The organism is Corallococcus sp. AB032C (assembly GCF_003668935.1).
Taxonomy (GTDB): domain Bacteria; phylum Myxococcota; class Myxococcia; order Myxococcales; family Myxococcaceae; genus Corallococcus; species Corallococcus exiguus.
In genome coordinates this window covers 16,454-37,649 of the sequence record NZ_RAWP01000074.1, presented here as the reverse complement: position 1 = coordinate 37,649, position 21,196 = coordinate 16,454, and the positions used below count along the sequence as shown (strand labels likewise).

The following is a 21,196-nucleotide window of genomic DNA, read 5'->3' as shown; positions in this document are numbered from 1 at the left end:
TGCCCGAACTTTCCATCCTCTCGTCCCGAGGTTCTCGCGTGCTCAACGCCACTCCCCGCGTCCCGGCTCCCAAGAACGAGCCTGTCCTCTCCTACGCCCCCGGCACCCCGGAGCGCGCGGAGCTCCAGTCCACCCTCAAGAGCATGAGCGGGGAGCGCATCGAGATCCCCGTCGTCATCGGTGGCAAGCACGTGAAGTCCGGCAAGACGGACACCGTGCGCATGCCGCACCGGCACCAGCACGTGCTGGCCACCCTGCACGAGGCCGACGCGGGCCACGTGGAGCAGGCCATCCAGAACGCCATGAGCGTGAAGGAGGACTGGGCGCGGATGCCGTTCCACGCGCGCGCGGCCATCTTCCTGCGCGCCGCGGAGCTGCTCGCCACGCGCTACCGCCCGCTGCTCAACGCGTCCTCCATGGCGGGCCAGTCGAAGACGGCGCACCAGGCGGAGATCGACGCGTCGTGCGAGCTCATCGACTTCCTTCGCTACAACGTCCACTTCGCGCAGCAGATCCTGGCCATCCAGCCGGAGAACTCGCCGCAGATGTGGAACATGACGGACTACCGGCCGCTGGACGGGTTCGTCTTCGCCATCGCGCCGTTCAACTTCACCTCCATCGCGCTGAACCTCTGCCTGTCGCCGGCGCTGATGGGCAACGTGGTGCTGTGGAAGCCGTCCTCCACGCAGGCCCTGAGCGCCTGGTACAGCCTGGAGCTGATGCGCGAGGCGGGCCTGCCCGACGGCGTCATCAACATGCTGCCCGGCGACGGCCCCACGGTGGGCAACCCCGTGCTGGCGAGCCCCCACCTGGGCGGCATCCACTTCACCGGCTCCACGCCCACGTTCAACAACCTGTGGAAGACGGTGGGAGAGAACATCGGCCGCTACAAGCAGTACCCGCGGCTGGTGGGTGAGACGGGCGGCAAGGACTTCATCTTCGCGCACCCGTCCGCGGCGGACGACCTGGAGGCGCTCGCGGTCGCCATCGTGCGCGGCGGCTACGAGTACCAGGGCCAGAAGTGCAGCGCGGCCAGCCGCGTCTACGTGCCGGAGTCCCTGTGGCCCAAGCTGAAGCCCCGCCTCCAGGCGCTCATCAGCGAAATCAAGATGGGCGACGTGGCGGACTTCCGGAACTTCATGGGCGCCGTCATCGACGAGCGCTCGTTCAAGAAGGTGTCCTCGTACATCGAGCTGGCGAAGTCCGGCGGTGACGCGACCATCGTCGCGGGCGGCGGCACGGACAAGAGCGAGGGCTGGTTCGTGCAGCCCACGCTGGTGCAGTGCGACAGCCCGCGCCACCGCATCATGACGGAGGAAATCTTCGCGCCGCTGGTCGGCCTGTACGTCTACCCGGACGCGAAGCTGGAGGAGACGCTGAAGGAGTGCGACCAGTCCGCGAGCTACGCGCTGACGGGCGCCATCTTCGCGCGCGACCGCAAGGCCATCGAGCACATGATGAGCGCCCTGCGCAACGCGGCGGGCAACTTCTACATCAACGACAAGCCCACGGGCGCGGTGGTGGGCCAGCAGCCGTTCGGCGGCAGCCGGGCTTCGGGCACCAACGACAAGTCCGGGTCGATGATCAACCTGTTCCGTTGGTCCAGCCCGCGCACCATCAAGGAGAACTTCGCGCCGCCGGTGAAGGTCCCCTACCCGTTCATGGACAGCGACCCGAAGGAAGGGGCCATCTAGTTCCATGAGCGGACCGTTCCCGGGCATCGCGGGGCTGGAGACGTATGCGCTGGAGGACGGCGGCTGCCGCGTGGAGATCATCCCCACGCGCGGCGCGCTCGTCACCCGCATGGTGGTGGACGGCGAGGACGTGCTCTATCTGGACGAGAGCACCGTCGCCGACCTCACGAAGAACGTGCGCGGGGGCATCCCCGTGCTCTTCCCCATCGCCGGTCCCCTGCCCGGGGACACGTATCCGGCGGACCGCAAGGCATACATGCTGCCGCAGCACGGCTTCGCCCGGAAGCTGCCGTGGACGGTGCGCCAGGCGGAGGACTCGCTGCTGGTGCTGGGGCTGACGTCGTCGGAGGAGACGCTGCGCCAGTACCCGTGGGCCTTCGACGCGCAGCTGGCGTTCTCGCTGGCGGGCCACAGGCTCACGGTGGACTTCGACGTGGAGAACCGGGACACGCGGCCCCTGCCGCTGCACCTGGGCTACCACCCGTACTTCCGCGTGCCCCAGGGCAACAAGGCGCAGGCGCGCGTGGAGACGGACGCCACGCACGCGTGGGACAACCGCGCGAAGCACGAGGTGCCCTTCACCGGCCTGGACCTCACCGCGCAGGAGGTGGACATGCACCTGCGCGACCACTCCGCGCCGGGCACGGTGCTGGAGCGCGGGCCGGGCCTGTCCCCCGTGAAGCTGTCGTGGAGCCAGGAGTTCCGCCTGCTCGTCGTGTGGACGCTGCAGGGCAAGGACTTCGTCTGCGTGGAGCCGTGGACGGCCGCCGCCGGGGCGCTGGCCACCGGCGAGGGCCTGCTGCACGTGGCCCCGGGCGAGCGCGTGTCGCTCGCGTTCGACATCGAGGCGTGAAGCAGGCGCTTCGTCCCGCGCGCTTCAGGCGTGCGGGATGAGGGGCAGGCTCAGCGGGCCGCGCACGGTGAGGGAGGTGTTCCACTTCACCGGGCCGCCCGTGGGCGTGAAGCGCGTGAAGCGGGACAGCAGCACCTCCAGCCCCACGCGCGCCTCCAGCCGGGCCAGCGGGGCGCCCAGGCAGAAGTGGATGCCGTGGCCGAAGGGCATGTTGTTCACGCCCTCGCGGTCCATGTCGAAGGTGTCCGGGTCCTTGAAGCGCTCGCCGTCACGGCACGCGGAGCCGATCATCAGCGCCACGCGCGCGCCCTCCGGAATCACCACGCCCGCGACTTGCGTCTCCTTCGTGGTGACGCGCACCAGGCCGTGCACGGAGGGCTCGTAGCGCAGCACCTCCTCCACGAAGCGCCCCACCTGCGCCGGGTTCTCGCGCAGCCGGGCCACCAGGTGGGGATGCTCCATCAGCATGCGCACGCAGTGGCTGACGAGCTGCACGGTGGTCTCCAGCCCCGCCACCACCAGGAGGAACAGGAAGCTCATCAGCTCCGCGTCGCTGAGCGCCTCGCCCTCCACGCGCGTCTTCACCAGGTCCGACACCATGTCGTCCTGCGGGTGGCGGCGGCGCTCCGCGACGACGTCGGACAGGTAGTCCTCCATCTCGCGCACGGTGGCCTTGATGGACTCGTGCCGGTGGGTGTCCTTCTCCGTCGTGCCGGACACGCTGGACAGGTCCACCGACCAGCGCTTGTAACGGGCCGTCATGGTGGGATCCAAGGCGAAGAGTTCGCCAATCACGCTCGCGGGCAGCGGCATGGCGAAGGCGTCCACGAGGTCCACCTCGCGCTCGGAGGTCAGCCGTTCCGCGAGTATCCGCGCGAAGCTCCGGATGCGCGGCTCCAGCCGGTTCACCGCCGCGGGCGTCCACGCGCGGCTCACCAGCGTGCGCAGCCGCATGTGGTGCGGCGGATCCATGACGATCATCGACTCGGAGAAGGGGTTGTGACCCAGCCACGGCGGCGCGGTGGTCGTGCGCACCCCAGCCGAGGAGAACACCTGCGGGTTCTTGAAGGCCGCGGCCACGTCCTCGAAGCGGGTGATGGCCCACAGCCCAGCGGGTTCCACCTGACACACCGGCGCGGTGCGGCGCAGCTCCGCGTAGACGGGGTAGGGATTCGCCCGGACTTCCGGCGCCAGCAGGTTCACGCGTCCAGTCATGAAAGAATTTCCTTTCCCGGCTGGAAATTTATACCCGGTATACTGGCTGCTGAACAGAGGCGCCGCCTCCCCCGCCCTCGAGTCACCATGTCCCGCTTCGTCCTCGCCGCCGTCCTCGCCCTGGGTCTGTCCGCGTGTTCCGACGACCCCGATGAAGTCATTCCCGACTCCGGCACGAATCCCACCGCCGACGCGGGCACGGATGCCGGCACGGGCACGGACGCGGGCACCGACGTGGATGCGGGCACGGACGCCGGGACGGACGTGGACGCGGGGACGGATGCGGGCACGGACGTGGATGCCGGCACGGATGCGGGCCCGGGCAGCTCGCACGGCGCCGGGAAGCTCGCGTGCAGCAAGACGGGCACGGTGAGCACGGACGCGGGCACGCTGACGTACTGCGTGGCGCAGGTGGGCGCGACGGAGGTGAAGTACATCGAGCCGAAGCAGGGCATCGCGCCCGCGCCCATGCGGCTGGCCATCTACCTGCACGGTGACGGCGCGGCCACGTACACCGGCACCAATGGCGGCAGCCCTCGCTCACTGTTCACGCACGGCGGTTGGACGTACGGGCACAACACGCTCTACGTGACGGCGCTCGCGCCCAACAAGTGCGCGTGGTGGACGGTGCCGGAGCGCACGGACTGCACCACGGAGGCGCCGGTGTCGGCGCGCGACCTGGAGGGCAAGAACGCGGCGGAGCTGGTGTCGCTCATCGAGGCGCTGCGCAAGGGCTGGGACATCCAGGACGCGCCCATCCTCTTCGGTGGCTCGTCGGGTGGCTCCATCCAGCTGACTGCCAGCTTCCTGCCGCGCTACGGCGACCGCTACCCGGGCATCTACGCGCTGAGCTGCGGCGGTGAGAAGCCGTGGTCGGGCAGCATGAATTGGGACGCGTCGAACGCGGCGCTGCGCGGCGGCACGAAGTTCTGGTTCACCTACGGCGACCAGGATTACCTCCTCCAGGACATCCAGGCTGCGGAGGCGTACCTGGGCGGGCTCGGGTTCCCAGTGAACGACAAGGTCATCGCGGGCGCGGCGCACTGCGCGCAGCCGTTCGACCAGGTGGGCCGCGTCACGGAAGTGTGGAACGAGGCCACCGCGCAGTAGGCGTCATCCCCTGCTCCGCTTCTCGCGGTGATTCCATCGCAAGAAGCGGAGTGCGCGGGGAAGTCCGGTCGATAGCATCGCGCGCATCCTCTTGATGGAGACCGGATGCGCCTCTACGACTATCTGCCTTCCGCGAATGGCTACAAGGTCCGCACGCTGCTGAAGCAGTTGGGGCTCGCGTACGAGTTGGTGCCGGTGGACATCTTCGCGGGGGAGAGCCACACGGCGGACTTCCACGCGAAGAACCCGGACGGCCGCATCCCCGTGCTGGAGCCGGAGCCGGGGCGATTCCTCGCGGAGTCCAACGCCATCCTGTTGTTCCTGGCGGAGGGCACGCGCTTGCTGCCCGAGGACCGCTTCGCTCGCGCGCAGGTGCACCAGTGGATGTTCTTCGAACAGAACACCGTAGAGCCGAACCTGGGCACCGCGCGCTTCTGGCTCCTCACGGGCCGGCAGCCGCCGGAGTCCGACGTCCTCCGGAGCCGCGTGCAGGGCGGGGAGCGCGCGCTGGCCGCGATGGAGCGGCACCTGGGCAGGCACACGTTCCTGGTGGAGGAGCGCTACACCGTCGCGGACCTCTGCCTCTTCGCGTACACGCACCTGGCGCCGGAGGCGGGCGTGGACCTGGCGCCCTACTCGTCCGTGCGTGCGTGGCTGGAGCGCATGAAGGCCCAGCCCGGCTTCCTGGGCCCCTTGCCGCCCTACTCCGCGAACGCGCACGTGCGCTGACGCGGACGACTCCTGCTCAGCGGCGACGACCTCTCGGACCTCCGCGTCCGTGAGCCGCTTCGCCAGCAACTCCGTCACGGTCTCACGGTTGGGGGCGCCACCACAGGCCCTTCAACCCCGCCTGCTCACACGCCTGCCGTGCCTCCTCGGTGTAGCAGTAAAAGACCAACTCGGGGACGGAGAACACGGGAGGGAAACCTCCTGGCGGAGGGCGGAGCACGAGCGGCTCGGCTTCCTCCTGACCCAGGAACTCTTCGCCGCATTGGTGGAAGGGCACGCCCTTCACGAGGGTGCGCTCCCGGTCGAGGCAATCGGCCCGATCCAGCAACTGGAGGATGACGAAGTCCTCGTTCTTCAGCGACGGGTCCGTCACTGAATGCCAGGTTCGCCTCCGGGGGTACCCGCTTTGCACGAGGTGCCTGATGCGTTCCGAATAGATGACGGTGGGGATGAGGCGGTGGCGGAACGGGCCCACCGCATCGAGCACGCGCACCATGCGCCGGGAGAGCAGCAACCACCCCATGGGCGCGGTGAACAGGTGGTCAAGCCGGGCGGCGCTCTCCAGGTTGCCGACGAACTCGATGACCTCGGGCGCGCCCTGATGGCTCTGATAGTCGATGCCGGGCTCGAAGAACGTCGCGTTCTCGAAGCCGTCGAACTCGATCAGCCTGGCGTCATAGACACCTTCCTCCTCGATGTGGGAGGTGTCAGCCGTCAATGCATACATCATGTGGTGTGTGACTCCTCGTGGGAGGACAACTCCAGCAAGGCCAGCTTCTTCCCCATGAGCACCCTACCGCCGCGCTGCTCCTGGATCATCTTGATGACCGGCTCCTTCAAGCTTCCGGATTGGATGGCCTGGCGAAGCTCGTTCTCGATCTTGAGGATGGCATCCTCGATGACCTTGGGCGTCCAACTGGAGGACGGCCCCTTCGTGCGCAGCTTCCTTAAGGCGTCATCAAGCCGAGTCTCCACGAACTTGCTGTAGCGCGCATGGCTGCCCGAGTGGATGAGCTGGCCTTCCACGTTGAGCCCGGGGTGCATGTCGAGGATGTTCGACCCGCGGTCAATCGTGTAGCCCTTGAGCCGCTCCATGGCCGAGCGGATCAACGGGTGGGTCTGGGCGATCTCATCGGGGATGAGGTGATGCATGGGATGGCCCGCGGAGAGCCGGACCTCCGCCGCCGCCCGCGCCGCCGGGCCCTGGGCCTTCTCCACCCAGTCCAGGTAGTTCTTCCGGTAGCGGGTGAAGATGCTCAGGCGGGGCGTGCCCTTGCCAACCTTGAGCACCACCAGTCCATCCTGGGTCACCGTGAGCGCCCCATACTCTTCGCCCAGGGCCCTTCCGTCCGGACGGCGCAGCCGGTAGGGCTGGGAGTCCGAACTCAACTTCTCCAGGCGGTATCCGGCGGCCTGGAGTTCCCGCTTGAACGCGTCGAACTCCGGCGTCCCTTCCTGCGGGATGCGGCGTCCGACGAAGTCCTTGAGCTTGTCCCAGTTGGGGAGCTTCTCCAGCAGCTTCTCCAACTCGGCGTCGCTGAGCGTGCGCTCGGTCAGGGTGGGCTCGGAGTCCGACTTGGACGTCCCGCCCTCCTCGACGGCCTTTGACAGCAACGGCGTGCCGGAACCCCAGGGATTGAAGGGCAGCGGGACAGACGGAGCGGCGGTGATGGAGCCCGGCTGGAACACGGGGACGCCTGCGTAGGCACCGCCGGGACCCGCCGCCGCCATCATGTAGATGCGGGGTGGGGTGATTCTCACGGACGTCATCAGCTTGAGCCCACGTCCCGCATTGGTCTTCACGCCCATCAGCGCCAGCGCTGCCATCGCGATGCTCACCAGCATCCGGAGGAAGGACTTGCTGGCCTCCTTGAGCTTCTCCGCGGAGCCGTTGGCCTCCCAGGCCTGGGTGAGCCACAGCTGCGCGTGCTTCAGGGCCTCCCCTCCGGCCTCGATGAGGCCATGGGCTCCGAACGCCGCCAGGCCCAGTTGGATGAGCGCCGCCGCCAGCTGTCCTACGCCCGTGGGTGTCGCCGCCAGGAAGGTGGACAGCGCCTCCGCGGCGATGAAGCCCACCACCATCGCGGAGATCTCCAGCCAGTTGTCCAGGATGGCCTTGCCGTACTGGCCGGTGACCTCTCCGAAGAACTGGTCCGCCTGCCTCACGGAGGTGATGACGTCCTCCAGGTGCCGGGCAGCCTTGCGCGCCATGGCCATCGCCTCGTGGGTGATGGAGCCGCTCGACACGAGTCCCTGGAGCTGGTTGGCGAAGGCAATGCTCACCAGCCAGATGCGCTCGCCCGCGACCAGCCGCACGTCACCGTCGATGCGTTGGACCCCCTTGCGGCCACTCTTCACGTTCACGTGATGAATGACATTCTCGTAGAAGCGCAGGTCCCGCCCCGGCTGGATGGCCTGCCGGTAGATGCGCGCGGCGATGGGCTCCAGGCGGTCCCCTGGACGAACCTGATAGAGCGTCGCGGCGGGCTCCGGAAGCTGGGTCGTGATGCGCAAGGTCTGCAGATAGCCTTGCAACAGGTATCCCCCCACCACGGTGGAGACATAGGACCAGCCAGGCGCCTGGGCATGGTCCCGGATGACGCACACCCGCGTGCCCGGAGGCAGGGGCGCCACAGTCAGGCAGGTGGAACCCTTCATCTCCGCGGGGAGCGTCCGCAGGTTGGCGCCGTCCCCCTGGTCGATAAACCCAAACGGAATCGTCATGTCCCCTCCCGACTCGGGACTGAGAGGATTCACCCCCCCGGACCGGAGGTGAAGGACCGGCCGGGTGGGAATGACAATGACTTACAGCCGCTGCGCGGCGGGTAACCGCTCACTGCGGGAGCGGCTTGAAGGCACCCCGTCCGTGGCCGCAGGGTTCGAGCGCGTGAAGGCCCAGCCCAGCTTCCTGGGCCCCGTGCCGCCCTACTCCGCGAACGCGCACGTTCGCTGACTACTCCTGCTCAGCGGCGACAGCCTCGCGGACCTCCGCGTCCGTGAGCCGCACCGCGGGCGCATCCGCCTTCGCCTCCATGAGCCGCTTCGCCAGCAACTCCGTCACGGGCGCGAGCACGCTGAAGTGCGTGGCCCCGAGCACCGCGAGGAACGACAACGGCGCGCCCTTCGCCGCCACGCGCAGCGGTTCGAACGCGTCCATGTTGCCGTGGTCCGCGCCCTCGATGACCTGCGTGGGCACGCGCAGGTGCTCCACGTAGCTCACCGGATTTCGCAGCCACAACTCCGTCCCTCGAGCCCGTCCCAACAACGGCACATAGGGCGCATATTCGGTCACGTCGTGAACCGGACCGAACACATAGGCTCCCTTCAGACGCGGTGACAGCACCGCCGCCATCAACGCCACCGTGCCGCCCGTGCTGTGCCCCGCCACGTAGATGCGCGCGGGGTCCACGTCCGGACGCTGCGCCACGAATTCGATGGCCGCGACCACGTCATCCACCTCGCCCAGGAAGTATTCGCGCGCTCCCGGGTTGTCGTCCGACCCGCGCAGCGACGGCAGCATCAACACCAGCCCCGCCTCACGGAACGCCCGCGCGCTCTGATCATTGCTCCTGGGCGAAGGCGCCCACGCGAAGCCGTCGATCCCAAAGTCCATGCCGCCGTGGATCCACACGACCGCCGGCCGCTTCGCGCCCTCGCGCACGGGCGTGACGTAGGCGGCGTTGCTGCCCAGCGGCGAGGGATAGCGCACCAACTCGAAGAGTTCCTTCGGCGGCGTGGGCGCGGGAGCGCGCTGCGTGGGCTCCACCTTCAACTGCGTGCGGAAGCTCTTTCGGATGTTCACGGATGTGGGCGGCGCGGGCTTGGAGCACGAGGCGAGGAACAGACAGGCCAACAGGAGGACAGGACGGGAGGACGTCATTCTGGGAATACGCAGTGAATCGGTGTCACGGGTCCGCGACACATGCGGTGCTGTTCTGGAGGGTGGCTTGACAGCTCGCGCCATCGCGTCTACTTCTTCTCGCAGAATGTTCGTCACCTCCGCCATGTGCATGTGTTCGATGCCTGTTCCGGGTGGGCCCAAGCCCGCCGCGGCCGGCTGACGCACAGCCTGCCCCTGGCGAGCCAACCGGAGCCCACCCACCCGCGAGGGTCGGTGGGCTTCGTCGTTCCGGGCCTCCGCTCTCGCACCCCTGCCGAAGAGCGTCGCAGCGCCCACCGAGTCCTGAAGCCCTCCCCGCCGCCCGCAGTGCCCTGACGTCCCCACCACCCGTCTGCCTTCACGCACGCGCGTTCCTTCCGGAGCGACGCGAACAGGAGTCCCTTGCCATGAGCACGCCCAACAACGAACGCCCGCTGCACCCCGACACGCTCGCGCTGCACGCTGGCTATTCGCCCGACCCCACCACGGGCGCTCGCGCGGTGCCCATCTACCAGACGACGAGCTACCGATTCCGCGACGCGGACCACGCCGCCGCGCTCTTCGGCCTCAAGGAGTTCGGCAACATCTACACGCGCATCACGAACCCCACGACGGACGTCTTCGAGAAGCGCATCGCCGCGCTCGAAGGTGGCGTGGGCGCGCTCGCGGTCGCGTCCGGGCAGGCCGCGCAGACGCTGGGCATCCTCAACATCCTCAAGACGGGGGATGAAATCGTCTCCGGCGCCAGCCTCTACGGCGGCACGTACAACCTCTTCAAGGTGACGCTCCCGCGCCTGGGCATCACCACGAAGTTCGTGGACGCGAGCAACGCGGACGCGTTCCGCCAGGCCATTGGCCCGAAGACGAAGGCGCTCTACCTGGAGTCGCTGGGCAACCCGCGCCTGGACGTGCCGGACTTCGACGCCATTGGCGCCGTGGCGCGCGAAGCGGGCCTGCCCCTCTTCGTGGACAACACCGCGCTGTCCCCTGCCCTCTTCAACCCGCTGCGCCACGGCGCGAACATCGTGCTGCACAGCGCGACGAAGTACATCGGCGGGCACGGCACCTCCATTGGCGGCGTCATCGTGGACGGCGGCAACTTCCCCTGGGAGAACGGTAGGTTCCCGGAGCTGACCGAGCCCAACCCCGGCTACCACGGCCTACGTCTGCGCGAGGCCTTCGGACCCGCGGCCTTCATCCTCAAGGCCCGCCTGGAGGGCCTGCGCGACCTCGGCCCCGCGCTCAGCCCCTTCAACGCGCACGCGTTCATCCTGGGCCTGGAGACGCTGCGGCTGCGGCTGGAGCGCCACTCGCAGAACGCGCTCGCGGTGGCCAGGTGGCTCAAGCAGCACAAGAAGGTGGAGTGGGTGCGCTACCCGGGCCTGGAGGACGACCCCTCGTTCCTCAACGCGAAGAAGTACCTCCAGGGCGGCTTCGGCGGGCTCGTCACCTTCGGCGTGAAGGGCGGGCTGTCCGCCGGGCGCAAGGTGATTGACGGCGTGAAGCTGTGGAGCCTGCTCGCGAACATCGGCGACACGCGCTCGCTCATCATCCACCCCGCGTCCACCACGCACGAACAGCTCACCCCGGCGGAGCGCGCCAGCACGGGCGTCACCGACGACCTGGTGCGCCTGTCCGTGGGCATCGAGCACCTGGACGACATCGTGGCCGATCTCGATCAGGCCCTGAGCGCGGTCTGACGCCATGCGACCCGTGAGGCCTGGCCAGGAAATCCCCCCGCGCGCGGAGACCCCGCGCGTCTTCGACATATCGCTGCCGGACCTGCCGCTGGAGGCCGGCGCCCGCGTGGCGCCCCACTTCGTGCGCGGCTGGTGGTGGGGGCCCCCGGAGGACCTCGCGTGGTTGCAGTCCCGCGCCCGCGTGCATTCCGATGAAGCGACGCGCGAAGGCCGGCTGCGCGTGGTGAGGAGGACCGCCTCCGAGCTGCGCGACGCCGCCACCGACGCGCGCCGCACCGGTCCCCGCCGCACGCCGGACCCGGTGCCCACCGTGCTGCTGGTGCACGCGCTCACCGGGGACATGAACGCCGGAGGAGAAGGCGGTTGGTGGGCCCCCGTCATCGGGCATGGCCGGCCGTTGGACCCTTCGCGCGTGCGGCTGTTGTGCTTCAACAACCTGGGCTCCTGCTACGGCACCTCCGGCCCCGCGGACGAGGGCTTCCCGCAGCGCACCGACGACACGCGCTTCGGCCCGGCGCCGGTGCTGCCCAAGGGAGACCTGCGCCTGGATGAGCGGAGCCTGCCCGCGACCATCACGCCGTGGGACCAGGCGCGCTCCATCCTCGCGGCGCTGGACGCGTTGGGCGTGGACGAGGTGGCGCTCGTCACCGGCGGTTCGCTGGGCGGAATGGTGGTGCTGTGCCTGGCGGCGCTCGCGCCGGAGCGCTTCCAGCGCATGGTGCCCATCGCGACGGCGGAGGCCGCATCCGCGTGGGTGGTCGGCTGGAACCACGTGGCCCGGCAGGCCGTCCTGCTGGACCCCGAGTACCCCGAATCCCCCCGTCGCGGCCTGGAGCTGGCGCGCCAGTTGGCAACGCTCACCTACCGCGCGGAGGCCGGACTGGAGGCGCTCCAGCCGCGTCCGCAGGCGTGGTCATCGCGAGCGTTGTACCCGGTGGAGAGCTATCTGGAATACCAGGGCGCGAAGCTGGAGGCGCGCTTCGACGCGCGGGCCTACCTGGCGCTGCTGGGCGCCATGGATCACCACGACCTCACGCGCGTGCCCACGCCGAACGGCGGGCCCGGCGTGGACCGCATCCGCGCGAGCACGCTCACCATCGGCATCGACCGGGATGCGCTCTTTCCGCCCGAGCACATGAAGAACCTGTCCCGCCGCCTGCGCGCGCAGGGACTGCATGCCGAGTACGCGGCCCTGTGCAGCGTGCACGGTCACGACGGCTTCCTCATCGAATGGGACGCGCTCGCGCCCCTGCTGGTCCGCGCGCTGGCCCTGCCTCCGGGCGTGGGCCGCGACGCCCGCCTTTCCTCCACTGCCGGCGTCCGCGCCCGGAAGACCTCATGACCGCCCCTGTGAGCATCACCCGCTACGCGCCCTTCCTGCTCGACACCGCCCAGGGACTCGCGTCCGTGGCCACGCACCTGTCGCGCCGCGACGCGGGCAACACGCGCGCCGCCATCGTGTCGTCACCGCCATGGCTCGCGGCGGGGCTGGAGTCCGCGCTGTCCATCGCGTTGAAGGGCAACTCCACGCTGGCCCGGCAGGAGCTGGATGGTCTGCTCGCGCGCGGCTTGTTGATGCTGGAGGAGGCCGAGCGCCGGCTGGGCGCGCCTCCGGGCTCCACGTCAGTGGAGGCGGACGGCACGCGCACGCTGGCGTCACTGCTGGAGCCCGCGCGCCGCGCGTTGGATGGCGCCAGCCTGGTGCGTGAACGGAGGCCCGCGCTGGAGGACGTGGTGCGCGGCACCGGCGAACGGCTGACGGCGGCGCTGCTGGCGAAGCTGCTGGGTGCGCGCGGAGTGCCGTCACTGGAGGTGGACGCGGCGGACTGGACGGTGACGGAGGGTGAGCCCGGACAGGCGCGAGTGAACCGCGAGCACACCCGCGCCCGAGTGGCCACGCTGCGGCCTTCGTGGGAGGGACGACTGACGTTGCACGCGGGCGGCCGGGGGACGGCGCTGGATGGCCGCTCCACGACGCTGGGCGTGGAGGGCGCGGACGAGACGGCGGCGGTGCTGTCCGTGCTGCTGGGCACGCCGCTGACGCTGTGGACGGACGTGCCCGGGGTAATGACGGCGGATCCGTTGCACGTGGCGGATGCGCGGCCGGTGCCGCACCTGAGCTACACGGAGGCGCTGGAGCTGGTGTACCTGGGCCTGCCCACGCTGCACCCGCGCGCGCTGTCCACGCTGCGCGACGCGGACATCCCGCTGCGCGTGCGCCACCTGCAACAGCCCGACGAACCCGGCACGCTCATCGACGTGCCCGGCGCGGGCAACGGCACCGTGCCCACGTGCGTGGTGTCCCTGGAGGACCTGGCGCTGCTGGGCCTGGAGGGAGGCACGGAGGAAGCGGCGCGGCCGGTGGGGCCTCGCGCGTTGCAGGCGCTGGAGGCCGCGGGCATCGACGCGTGGATGGCGGCGCAGTCGTCGCCGGGGCGCTCGGTGGCGGTGGTGCTGCGACAGGCGCACGCGGCCCGCGCGGAGGAGGTGCTGCGACGGGAGCTGGCACCGGAGCTGGAGCGCGGCGCGTTGCAGCCGCCGCAGGTGCGCGCACCGGTGACGCAGGTGGCGCTGGTGGCGGAGGCCATGGGCCAGGGCGCCAACGTGGCGGGACGGCTGTTCCAACCGCTGGGCGCGCTGGGCGTCAACGTGCGCGCCATCGCGCAGACGGCGAGCGCTCGCTCCATCTCGTTCATCGTGGACGGGGCGGAGACGGCGCTGACGGTGCGCACGGTGCACGCGGCCTTCCACTTCTCGCATGAAGAGGTGAGCCTGCTGGTGCTGGGCCATGGCGTGGTGGGCAGCCAGTTGCTGGAGCAGCTGCGCACGCTGCAGGAGACGCTGGCGCAGGAGCACGGCATCCAGCTCAATTTGGTAGGGCTCGCGGACAGCCGGCGGGTGCTCTTCTCGCCGGAGGGCATCCCGCTGAAGCAGTGGCGCGAGCGCATCGAAGCCGTGCCCAAGGGTGCGTCGCCGCCCGTGGTGCGCGCGCTGCTGGAGCCGCTGCGCCGATTGCCCGTGCCGGTGCTGGTGGACTGCACGGCGGCATCGGGCATGGAGGAGCTGTACCTGGAGGCGTTCCGCAGCGGCATCCACGTGGTGGCGGCGAACAAGAAGCCGCTGACGCAGCCGCTCGAAGTCTGGGAGCGGCTGCGGAGCACGGCGCACCTGAACCACCGCGCGTACCACTACGAGACGACGGTGGGCGCGGGACTGCCGGTCATCCAGACGCTGAAGGACCTGGTGCGCACGGGGGACAGGGTGCACGGCGTGGAGGGTTCGTTCTCCGGGACGCTCGGATACTTGAGCCAGCAGCTGATGGAGGGCGTGCCGCTTTCGAAGTCGGTGCGCACGGCGCGCGAGAAGGGCTTCACGGAGCCGCACCCGCGCGAGGACCTGGCGGGCACGGACGCCGCGCGCAAGGCGCTCATCCTCGCGCGTGAGCAGGGCTTGAACCTGTCGCTGGAGGACGTGGAGGTGGAGCCGTTCGTCCCGCGCGAGTACCTGGAGGAGGCGGACGTGGAGCGCTTCCTCACGGGGCTGGAGAAGCTGGACCGGACGTTCACCTCGCGCATCGAGGGACTGCGCGCGGAGGGAAAGGTGCTGCGCTACCTGGCGCGCATCGACCCGGCGGCGAAGGACGGGCCCGTGTTGCGGGTGGGCCCGGTGGCGGTGCCGAAGGAGCACCCGGCGACGCGGCTGCGCGGCTCGGAGGCTTTCGTGGCCTTCTCCACGGAGCGCTACGCGGACTACCCGCTGCTGGTCCAGGGCGCGGGTGCAGGCGGCCCTGTCACGGCGGCGGGCGTCCTCGCGGACATCCTGAAGATCGCCCAGAACCTGCGGGGGCGGTGAGGCTCAGTAGCCCACGTAGCCGCTGCCGCTGTTCATTGCCTGGATGCCCGGCGTGTTGGACACGGAGCCGTAGCGCTCCACCGAGTAGCGAACGGCCGCGACGATGTTGTCCACCGGGTTGCGGATGTTGTCGTGGCCCGGGACCTTGTACGCGTCGAACGTCGGCTGGATGGTCTGCATCAGGCCGATGGAGGGGTGGCCGTCCTTGGCGTTCTGGTCCCAGAGGTTGATGGCGTTCGGGTCACCGCTGGACTCGTGCTGGATGATCTTCGCGATGTCCTGCGGGTTCATCTTCTCCACCGGGACGCCGTTGGCCTTGAGGATGTCCATGGCCTGCTTGATCCAATCGCCCACTTCGCCCTTCGGGACGTCGCCCGCGGGGCTGGCCGACTGAGTGGAGCCGGCCGACTGAGCGGCTCCGGTCTGGAACGAGTCACCCGCGCCAGGCGCACCGCCCGTGCTGGACGCACCGTCGACGCTGGGAGCGCCACCCGTGCTGGACACGCCCGACGGGGCCTGGGCTCCGGTCGCGCCGTCCGCGGAGGCAGCGGCGCCGCCCATCTGGGTCTGGAGCAGCTGGACCAGCTGCTGCAGCTGCTTCACCACGTCCTCGAGCCCCTCCGCGAACTGCTTCCACTGCGCGCCCTTCGCGGGGCCCGCGCTGAAGCCATCCTGCTGGAACTGGGACGCCAGGTTCGAACCCGGCTTCTGGCAGGAGCCGCCCTGCACGCGGGCGCCAGACACGGCATCCGGACGGGAAGCGAAGTCCTGCGAGGGGACGCGGAAGGAAGCGGAGCGGGCGGAAGCGGGCGCGATGGCCATGGGATTTCCTCGAGAGCTTGAGTGCGGCTGACGAGGAACACCTACAGCAGGAGACATGCCAACCCATGGGCTGACACCTGCTTGAGGCCAAGTGCCTGATGTCCTTGGGAACGTGCGAGGCGCGGCGGAACGGACCGGGCCTCGTCCCTGGTGACTGGAGTCACCGCTCGCCAACAGCGGTCACCAGCCGCGATGCGTCCTACTTCGTGCGCCCTGAGGTCTTCCGGCGCCCGGCCCGCGAGGGCGTCGCGGCCTTCTTCGCGGCCACGACCTTCTTCGCGACCGGAGCCTTCTTCACGGCCCGAGGCTGCTTCGCGGCCACGGCCTTCTTCGTGCCTCGCGCGGGCCCGTGCTTCTTCAGCAAGGCCGCGCCCTGCTCCGCGAGGCCCTGCTCCAGCGCGGGAGGCTTCTTCGCGCCCTTCTTCCCCGCCGGCTCGCGCTTCGGAGCCCCTTCGCGGGTCACCTCCACGGTCCTTCCGGAGAAGGCGTTCCAGCTCTCCAGCGCACGCGTCCAGCGAGCCAGCAGCTCTTCACGAGCGTCCGCGTCCGGCAGTCCCTCCGCGTGCAGCGCCACCGTGACGCCATGCACCGACGGCAACACGCGAAGCTGCACGGTGCGCGCCCGGGGCCACTCGTCACGCTCCATGCGCAGGCGGAGCTGCTTGGGCGGAACCTGACGCACCACCTGGATGCGCGTCCCGTCCACGAGCGCGACCTGCTCGCCTTCCGTCAGCGCATGGGCGCAGGCCCCCACCCAGCGGACCAGTCCCGACGCCTCGCCCCAAGCGGCCCAGGCCATCTCCGAGCCCACCGCGAAGGAGCGCCGCACCCCCGCCTGATATCCGCCACCCGAAGTCCGACCTGTCGACATAGACGCCCCTGGAAACTTCATCTCGTTTTCCCAGCCTGAGAGGAACGATGCGACATCTTCCGACGGGCCTGAGGTGCGCGGGAACCCTGCTGTGGGCCTCGTGTGGCGGTGACCCGGAGGAGGACGCCACCGCGACGGACGTCAAACCCTGGCAGGCCGCGGCAGGAGGCTCACCCCGTGGGGCGGTAGCCCGGCATGAGGAAGTTGTCGTGGTCCGCGTACGCCGGCGCGTCCGCCTCACCGGTGAAGGCGCGCAGGGTGCAGTACTCCGGATAGGACGCCTGGACGGTGATCTGATCCCCCACCTGGAGGACCACGTCACCGTTCGGGTGCAGCGTCTCCTCGTCGCCCCGGATGAGCGACAGGGCCAGCCCGCCGAAGCGGTCGCGCACCTGGGAGATGTTCATCCCCGGCAGTCCGTCCCGCACCACGAACAGCGACACCACCATCAGGTGCTTGCCGATGCGGAACGAGTGGACGAGCCGCGGATCCAACGCCGCCAGCGCCATGGCGGGCGCGGCCAGCGAGGAGCTGGACAGGGCCTCTGCCTTGAACGTGTCGCGCACCTTCGCGCCCAGGTCGTCGTCGAACAGGCGGATGACCACGCGGATGCCGGGGTTCAGCCGCCGCGCGTCCAGCGCGATGTTCAGGTTCGCCAGGTCGTCGTCCGTGGCGCAGACGATGGCGGATGCCTTCTTCACGTGCGTGCGCGGCAGGCACAGCGGACTGCGCGTGTCGTCGATGAGCAGCGGGATGTTCTCGTCGCGCAGCGCGGACACGAACGTCGCGTCCTCGCGCTTCTCCACCACGACGACGTCCTTGCCCATCTCCCGCAGCTGCGTCACCACGCGGTAGCCCACGCGTCCCGCGCCGCACACGACGACGTGGCCCTTCATCGTTTCGGACACCACGGTGACCCACTCCTTGTCGTTCTTGTGCCGCGCGAAGAAGAGGTACGCGAAGCGCACCACGCCATCCACCACCAGCGCGATGCTGACCGGCGGGATGAGGATGTTGAGCGTCTCCACGAACCAGTCGCTCACGTAGGGCAGCGATGGCTGGCCGAAGAGCAGGAAGTAGACGTGGTGCAGCGCCTCTCCGTAGGAGATGCGGTCCCCGCCCGGCCCCACGTAGCGCCAGTGGTACAGGGCTGGCCCCACCCCGAAGATGACCGCCGCGAGCAGCAACGTGCTGCGGAACCTCCGCGACAGCGCGCGCAGGTACCGCAGGTCCATCATCAGGCGCGCGGCAGGGCTCTTCATGCGCGCGGGAGTCTACGCCGCCGGGGTGATGTCCGTGGAGGCTTCCGCCTTCGCACGGCGCTTCTCGATGAGCCACACCGCCAGCACGCCCAGTTCGTAGCAGAGCAGCATGGGGCCAGCCATGAGCGACAGGTTCACCACGTCACCCGTGGGCGTCAGCACCGCCGCCGCGATGAGGCACACCACGAACGCGTGGCGCTGGTAGCGGATGAGGAAGCCCGACTTCACCACCCCGACGATGCCCAACAGCGCCATCACCAGTGGCAGCTCGAAGATGACGCCGAAGGCGAGGATGAGCAGCAGCACCAGCGACAGCTGCTCGTTCATGGTCAGCATGGGCCGCGTCCAGCGCGCGGCCTCCGCCTCCGCGTGGCCCTTGGCCAGCTCCTTCTGCAGCCGCCACAGGCCGGACATCTCCTCGGCGCGCGTGGGGGCCACGCCCGCGAGCAGGCTTGCCGCCTGGTCCATGGCGGCCTCCGACGCGACGTAGTCCTGCTTGCCGAAGGCCGTCACCGCCTCCACGCGCTTCTCCACCGCCTGGCGCAGCACGCTGCGCGCGGGCACGCCCAGTCCGTCCGCCGCGGCGTCCAGCAGGTCACCCAGGCCCTTGAGGCGCGCGGTGAGCTCCACGCTCTTCGCGGACGCCACCTCCGGGTCCTTCACCTGGCCCTCACCGGCGGCCGTCAGCGCGACGCTGGTCTCCTTGGCCACGTGGCCGGCGCGCTCCACTTCGCCAATGCGCAGGAAGCGCAGCGCGTCCTCGCCGCCCATGCGCGCGGTGTCCAGGCGCTGCTCCAGGGCGAGCGTCTCCTCCTCGTTGAGGAGGAACTTGAACATGGAGGGCAGCACCAGGAAGTAGCAGAACATCGAGCCCACGATGAACGCGACGGAGCCCAGCACCACGAAGGGCGACGCGTACTTGCGCTCCTCCGGGTAGAGGCCCGGCGCCACGAAGCCCCAGATCTGCCAGAGGATGACGGGCGTGGTGAGGAAGATGCCGCAGTACACGCCCACCTTCATCAGCACGTTGATTTCTTCGATGCCGGATGTGTAGACGAGCGAGCGCCCTTCCGGGGGCAGCGCGTCCAGCACCGGCCGCATCAACACGCCGAAGATGGGCTTGGCGAAGATGAGCGACACGGCGCCCAGCACGAGCACCGCGAGCGAACACTTCACGAGCCGCGAGCGCAGCTCCGTGAGGTGCTCCGCCAGGCTCATCCGGAAATCCGACAGGTCAACCCCTTGGCGATTCAGGGCTCAGCTCCGTTTCGGCGCGTTGCGCGCCACCGTGCCCGGGATGGGGGCGAGTTGCGGAAGGCCGTTCTCGTCCTGCGCCGGCGCCGCACCCGTCTGCTCCGCGGCCTGCGTGCCGGCGGCGGGCTCAGCGGCCTCGGCGGCCTCGGCGGGCGCGGGAACGTTCTCGGGGTCCACCGTCGCGGTGAGCGCGGGGGCGGGCTCGGCGAGCACGTTGGCGGGGGCGGCGCCCGGAAGGGAGGACGGGGCGAGCTCCGGCGGAGGGGACGGCACGCGCGTGCCCGGACGCGTCGGGGGCATGCGGTTGAACTCCTCGTCCATGGAGTAGAACTCGCGCTCCACCACGTTGCGCACGTCGTCCGTCTGCCGGCGGAACTCGCGCATGAACTTGCCGATGGCCCGCGCCAGCTCAGGCAGCCGCTGGGGGCCGAGCACGATCAGCGCGGCCACCAGGATGAACACCATTTCGCCTGCGCCGATGTTGAACATGGAGGGTCGTCTTCCCCTTGGAGGGAACGTCCAGGGGTTATCGCGCCCACAGGCGGCCCGCGCAACCGTCAGCGACCATCCAGCGTCCGTCTGGCCTCGTGTCCAGGAGGCGGGCGGCCGGGCTCCCTGGAACTCCTGGGGCACATTGCCCCATCAGCCGTGAGAATGGGCCTCCGGTGACAGCGGCGCGGCCATCCCCTGCGCCGGGGGCACCGCCAGGGCCCGGGCCTGCTCGCGCGAGCGCACCCGCCCCTCCACCACCCGCAACATGACGGGCACCCCCACCGCCAGCCCGATGGACACCCAGGCGATGGTGTCCATGCCGCCGAGCGTGCCGTCCGGCAGGTCCACCAGCAGGCGTGACGACAGGAAGGCGCCCAGCGCGGAGGCCATGTGCTGGGCCGCGGACTGCAGCGACATGAAGCGGGCGCGCACCGGGTTTTCCGGCACGCGCGAGGTGAGCGTGTTGTACGCCACGTTGCGCACGCCCATGGCCAGCATGAAGACCATGAACAGCAAGGGGATGGGCAGCCACGCGGGGTAGTGGATGAAGCCCACGTACGTGGTGAGGGCCGCCAGCACCACGCCCACCGTGCCGATGCGGTAGGAGCCGAAGCGGTCCACCAGCGGCCCCGTCATCCGCAGCGTGAAGAAGCTCACGATGCCGCCCGCGGCATAGATGATCCACAGGTTCTCGCGCGGGTAGGCCAGGTTCTGCTGGAGGTAGGCGGAGATGTTGGGGATGACGATGAAGCCGCTCATCATCACCAGCGCCGTCATCAGGTAGGACAGCTGCACGTCGGTGTTGCCCAGGAGCTCCGCCACGCCCGGGGCCCGGGCCGCGCTGCCGCCGGGTCGCAGGTGCCCGCGCACGGGCGGCAGGAGCCCGAGCGCGGCCAGCACCAACACCAGCCCCAGCGCCGCCACCACGAAGAAGGGCGTCCGCCAGCTGCCCAGCTCCGCGACCTTCAAGGCCAGGGGCACGCCCAGCACGGAGGCCACGGAGAAGGACGCCATCACCGCGCCCAGCGCCCGGCCCCGGCGCTCCACCGGGATGAGGTCCGCGATGATGGACAGGGACAGCGCCGTCGCCGGCCCGCCGAAGAGCCCCGCGCACACCCGCGCCAGCAGCAGCGTGGACAGCCCCACCGCGAATCCCCCCGCCGCGGTGGCCGCGACGAGCCCCAGCATGCACACGGCCAGCGCCTTGCGCCGGTCGAAGCGGTCCAGGAAGTAGCCGCCCAGGAGTCCCGCCACGCTCGCGGCGGCGGTGTAGCTGCCGCCAATGGTCCCGATGTGCGAGGACTCGATGCCCAGCCCCTTCGCGAAGTCCGGGCCCAGCGGCATCACCATCACGAAGTCGAGGATGTTGACGAACTGCACCGCGCCAATGAGCAGCACCACGGCGCGCTCGGACACGGGACGGGAGGAGGCGGACTCGGACGACTCGGGCATGGAGGCTTTC

Annotated in this window: 18 protein-coding genes; 8 read left to right on the top strand and 10 right to left on the bottom strand. The window is 69.8% G+C overall.

All coding sequences use genetic code 11. The annotated features are described in order from the left end of the window. The first annotated feature begins 38 nt into the window (after positions 1 to 38). Positions 39 to 1,694 (top strand): L-glutamate gamma-semialdehyde dehydrogenase, encoded by a 1,656-nt coding sequence (gene pruA / locus D7X99_RS27910; protein ID WP_120596019.1) that lies wholly within the window; start codon positions 39 to 41, stop codon positions 1,692 to 1,694. A 4-nt stretch (positions 1,695 to 1,698) separates the two neighbouring features. Next, positions 1,699 to 2,547, top strand: a complete 849-nt coding sequence (locus D7X99_RS27905) for an aldose epimerase (protein WP_121780443.1) — start codon at positions 1,699 to 1,701, stop codon at positions 2,545 to 2,547. Between the two features lie 24 nt (positions 2,548 to 2,571). On the opposite strand, the gene D7X99_RS27900 is transcribed toward D7X99_RS27905, so the two are convergent. Beyond that, positions 2,572 to 3,762 carry a cytochrome P450 gene (locus D7X99_RS27900; protein WP_121780442.1) on the bottom strand — a complete coding sequence of 397 codons (1,191 nt, stop codon included), beginning with the start codon at positions 3,760 to 3,762 and terminating at the stop codon, positions 2,572 to 2,574. An 87-nt stretch (positions 3,763 to 3,849) separates the two neighbouring features. On the opposite strand from D7X99_RS27900, the gene D7X99_RS27895 reads away from it, so the two are divergent. Together D7X99_RS27895 and D7X99_RS27890 are read left to right on the top strand one after the other, a co-directional pair. Further along, on the top strand, positions 3,850 to 4,872 hold the full coding sequence (locus D7X99_RS27895) for a hypothetical protein (protein ID WP_121780441.1): 1,023 nt from the start codon (positions 3,850 to 3,852) through the stop codon (positions 4,870 to 4,872). A gap of 105 nt (positions 4,873 to 4,977) precedes the next feature. Next, complete coding sequence (locus D7X99_RS27890; RefSeq protein WP_121780440.1) at positions 4,978 to 5,601, top strand: glutathione S-transferase family protein; 624 nt, start codon at positions 4,978 to 4,980, stop codon at positions 5,599 to 5,601. 82 nt (positions 5,602 to 5,683) lie between these two features. Here D7X99_RS27890 and D7X99_RS43230 read toward each other — a convergent pair whose 3' ends face one another. Further along, complete coding sequence (locus D7X99_RS43230) at positions 5,684 to 6,331, bottom strand: hypothetical protein (protein WP_169825847.1); 648 nt, start codon at positions 6,329 to 6,331, stop codon at positions 5,684 to 5,686. Beyond that, entirely contained in the window at positions 6,328 to 8,325 is a 1,998-nt protein-coding gene (locus D7X99_RS43225; protein ID WP_199756370.1) for an AHH domain-containing protein, read from the bottom strand. Before D7X99_RS43225 ends, D7X99_RS43230 begins: the two co-directional genes overlap by 4 nt. Positions 8,326 to 8,395: 70 nt before the next feature. On the opposite strand from D7X99_RS43225, the gene D7X99_RS43220 reads away from it, so the two are divergent. Further along, positions 8,396 to 8,554 carry a hypothetical protein gene (locus tag D7X99_RS43220; RefSeq protein ID WP_199756369.1) on the top strand — a complete coding sequence of 53 codons (159 nt, stop codon included), beginning with the start codon at positions 8,396 to 8,398 and terminating at the stop codon, positions 8,552 to 8,554. On the opposite strand, the gene D7X99_RS27860 is transcribed toward D7X99_RS43220, so the two are convergent. Continuing rightward, a complete protein-coding gene (locus tag D7X99_RS27860; protein WP_158627082.1) occupies positions 8,555 to 9,481 on the bottom strand; it encodes a S9 family peptidase in 927 nt (308 codons plus the stop codon). Between the two features lie 407 nt (positions 9,482 to 9,888). Between D7X99_RS27860 and D7X99_RS27855 the strand changes: the two genes are divergently transcribed. From D7X99_RS27855 to D7X99_RS27845, 3 genes are read left to right on the top strand one after another with little or no spacing between them, the layout of a single operon-like run. Then, complete coding sequence (locus tag D7X99_RS27855; RefSeq protein WP_121780438.1) at positions 9,889 to 11,181, top strand: O-acetylhomoserine aminocarboxypropyltransferase/cysteine synthase family protein; 1,293 nt, start codon at positions 9,889 to 9,891, stop codon at positions 11,179 to 11,181. A gap of 4 nt (positions 11,182 to 11,185) precedes the next feature. Next, positions 11,186 to 12,523, top strand: a complete 1,338-nt coding sequence (locus D7X99_RS27850; RefSeq protein ID WP_121780437.1) for an alpha/beta fold hydrolase — start codon at positions 11,186 to 11,188, stop codon at positions 12,521 to 12,523. Next, on the top strand, positions 12,520 to 15,033 hold the full coding sequence (locus tag D7X99_RS27845; RefSeq protein ID WP_158627081.1) for a bifunctional aspartate kinase/homoserine dehydrogenase I: 2,514 nt from the start codon (positions 12,520 to 12,522) through the stop codon (positions 15,031 to 15,033). The genes D7X99_RS27850 and D7X99_RS27845 overlap by 4 nt, the downstream gene beginning before the upstream one ends. 3 nt (positions 15,034 to 15,036) lie before the next feature. On the opposite strand, the gene D7X99_RS27840 is transcribed toward D7X99_RS27845, so the two are convergent. The 6 genes from D7X99_RS27840 to D7X99_RS27815 form a co-directional block, all read right to left on the bottom strand. Continuing rightward, positions 15,037 to 15,855 (bottom strand): transglycosylase SLT domain-containing protein, encoded by an 819-nt coding sequence (locus D7X99_RS27840; RefSeq protein WP_121780435.1) that lies wholly within the window; start codon positions 15,853 to 15,855, stop codon positions 15,037 to 15,039. Between the two features lie 199 nt (positions 15,856 to 16,054). Continuing rightward, positions 16,055 to 16,684 (bottom strand): SRPBCC domain-containing protein, encoded by a 630-nt coding sequence (locus tag D7X99_RS27835; protein ID WP_121780434.1) that lies wholly within the window; start codon positions 16,682 to 16,684, stop codon positions 16,055 to 16,057. A gap of 212 nt (positions 16,685 to 16,896) precedes the next feature. After that, on the bottom strand, positions 16,897 to 17,988 hold the full coding sequence (locus D7X99_RS27830; protein WP_121780433.1) for a TrkA family potassium uptake protein: 1,092 nt from the start codon (positions 17,986 to 17,988) through the stop codon (positions 16,897 to 16,899). 12 nt (positions 17,989 to 18,000) lie between these two features. After that, complete coding sequence (locus D7X99_RS27825) at positions 18,001 to 19,206, bottom strand: twin-arginine translocase subunit TatC (protein WP_121780432.1); 1,206 nt, start codon at positions 19,204 to 19,206, stop codon at positions 18,001 to 18,003. Between the two features lie 39 nt (positions 19,207 to 19,245). Then, complete coding sequence (tatB, locus tag D7X99_RS27820) at positions 19,246 to 19,731, bottom strand: Sec-independent protein translocase protein TatB (protein WP_121780431.1); 486 nt, start codon at positions 19,729 to 19,731, stop codon at positions 19,246 to 19,248. A gap of 153 nt (positions 19,732 to 19,884) precedes the next feature. Then, positions 19,885 to 21,186, bottom strand: a complete 1,302-nt coding sequence (locus tag D7X99_RS27815; protein WP_121780430.1) for an MFS transporter — start codon at positions 21,184 to 21,186, stop codon at positions 19,885 to 19,887. Positions 21,187 to 21,196 lie beyond the last annotated feature (10 nt).

Bases quoted from the DNA above. Each gene is read 5' to 3' on its own strand.
- D7X99_RS27905 (WP_121780443.1), top strand. From the start codon at position 1,699: ATGAGCGGACCGTTCCCGGGCATCGCGGGGCTGGAGACGTATGCGCTG.
- D7X99_RS27900 (WP_121780442.1), bottom strand. From the start codon at position 3,762: ATGACTGGACGCGTGAACCTGCTGGCGCCGGAAGTCCGGGCGAATCCC.
- D7X99_RS27895 (WP_121780441.1), top strand. From the start codon at position 3,850: ATGTCCCGCTTCGTCCTCGCCGCCGTCCTCGCCCTGGGTCTGTCCGCG.
- D7X99_RS27890 (WP_121780440.1), top strand. From the start codon at position 4,978: ATGCGCCTCTACGACTATCTGCCTTCCGCGAATGGCTACAAGGTCCGC.
- D7X99_RS43230 (WP_169825847.1), bottom strand. From the start codon at position 6,331: ATGATGTATGCATTGACGGCTGACACCTCCCACATCGAGGAGGAAGGT.
- D7X99_RS43225 (WP_199756370.1), bottom strand. From the start codon at position 8,325: ATGACGATTCCGTTTGGGTTTATCGACCAGGGGGACGGCGCCAACCTG.
- D7X99_RS43220 (WP_199756369.1), top strand. From the start codon at position 8,396: ATGACAATGACTTACAGCCGCTGCGCGGCGGGTAACCGCTCACTGCGG.
- D7X99_RS27860 (WP_158627082.1), bottom strand. From the start codon at position 9,481: ATGACGTCCTCCCGTCCTGTCCTCCTGTTGGCCTGTCTGTTCCTCGCC.
- D7X99_RS27855 (WP_121780438.1), top strand. From the start codon at position 9,889: ATGAGCACGCCCAACAACGAACGCCCGCTGCACCCCGACACGCTCGCG.
- D7X99_RS27850 (WP_121780437.1), top strand. From the start codon at position 11,186: ATGCGACCCGTGAGGCCTGGCCAGGAAATCCCCCCGCGCGCGGAGACC.
- D7X99_RS27845 (WP_158627081.1), top strand. From the start codon at position 12,520: ATGACCGCCCCTGTGAGCATCACCCGCTACGCGCCCTTCCTGCTCGAC.
- D7X99_RS27840 (WP_121780435.1), bottom strand. From the start codon at position 15,855: ATGGCCATCGCGCCCGCTTCCGCCCGCTCCGCTTCCTTCCGCGTCCCC.
- D7X99_RS27830 (WP_121780433.1), bottom strand. From the start codon at position 17,988: ATGAAGAGCCCTGCCGCGCGCCTGATGATGGACCTGCGGTACCTGCGC.
- D7X99_RS27825 (WP_121780432.1), bottom strand. From the start codon at position 19,206: ATGAGCCTGGCGGAGCACCTCACGGAGCTGCGCTCGCGGCTCGTGAAG.
- tatB (WP_121780431.1), bottom strand. From the start codon at position 19,731: ATGTTCAACATCGGCGCAGGCGAAATGGTGTTCATCCTGGTGGCCGCG.
- D7X99_RS27815 (WP_121780430.1), bottom strand. From the start codon at position 21,186: ATGCCCGAGTCGTCCGAGTCCGCCTCCTCCCGTCCCGTGTCCGAGCGC.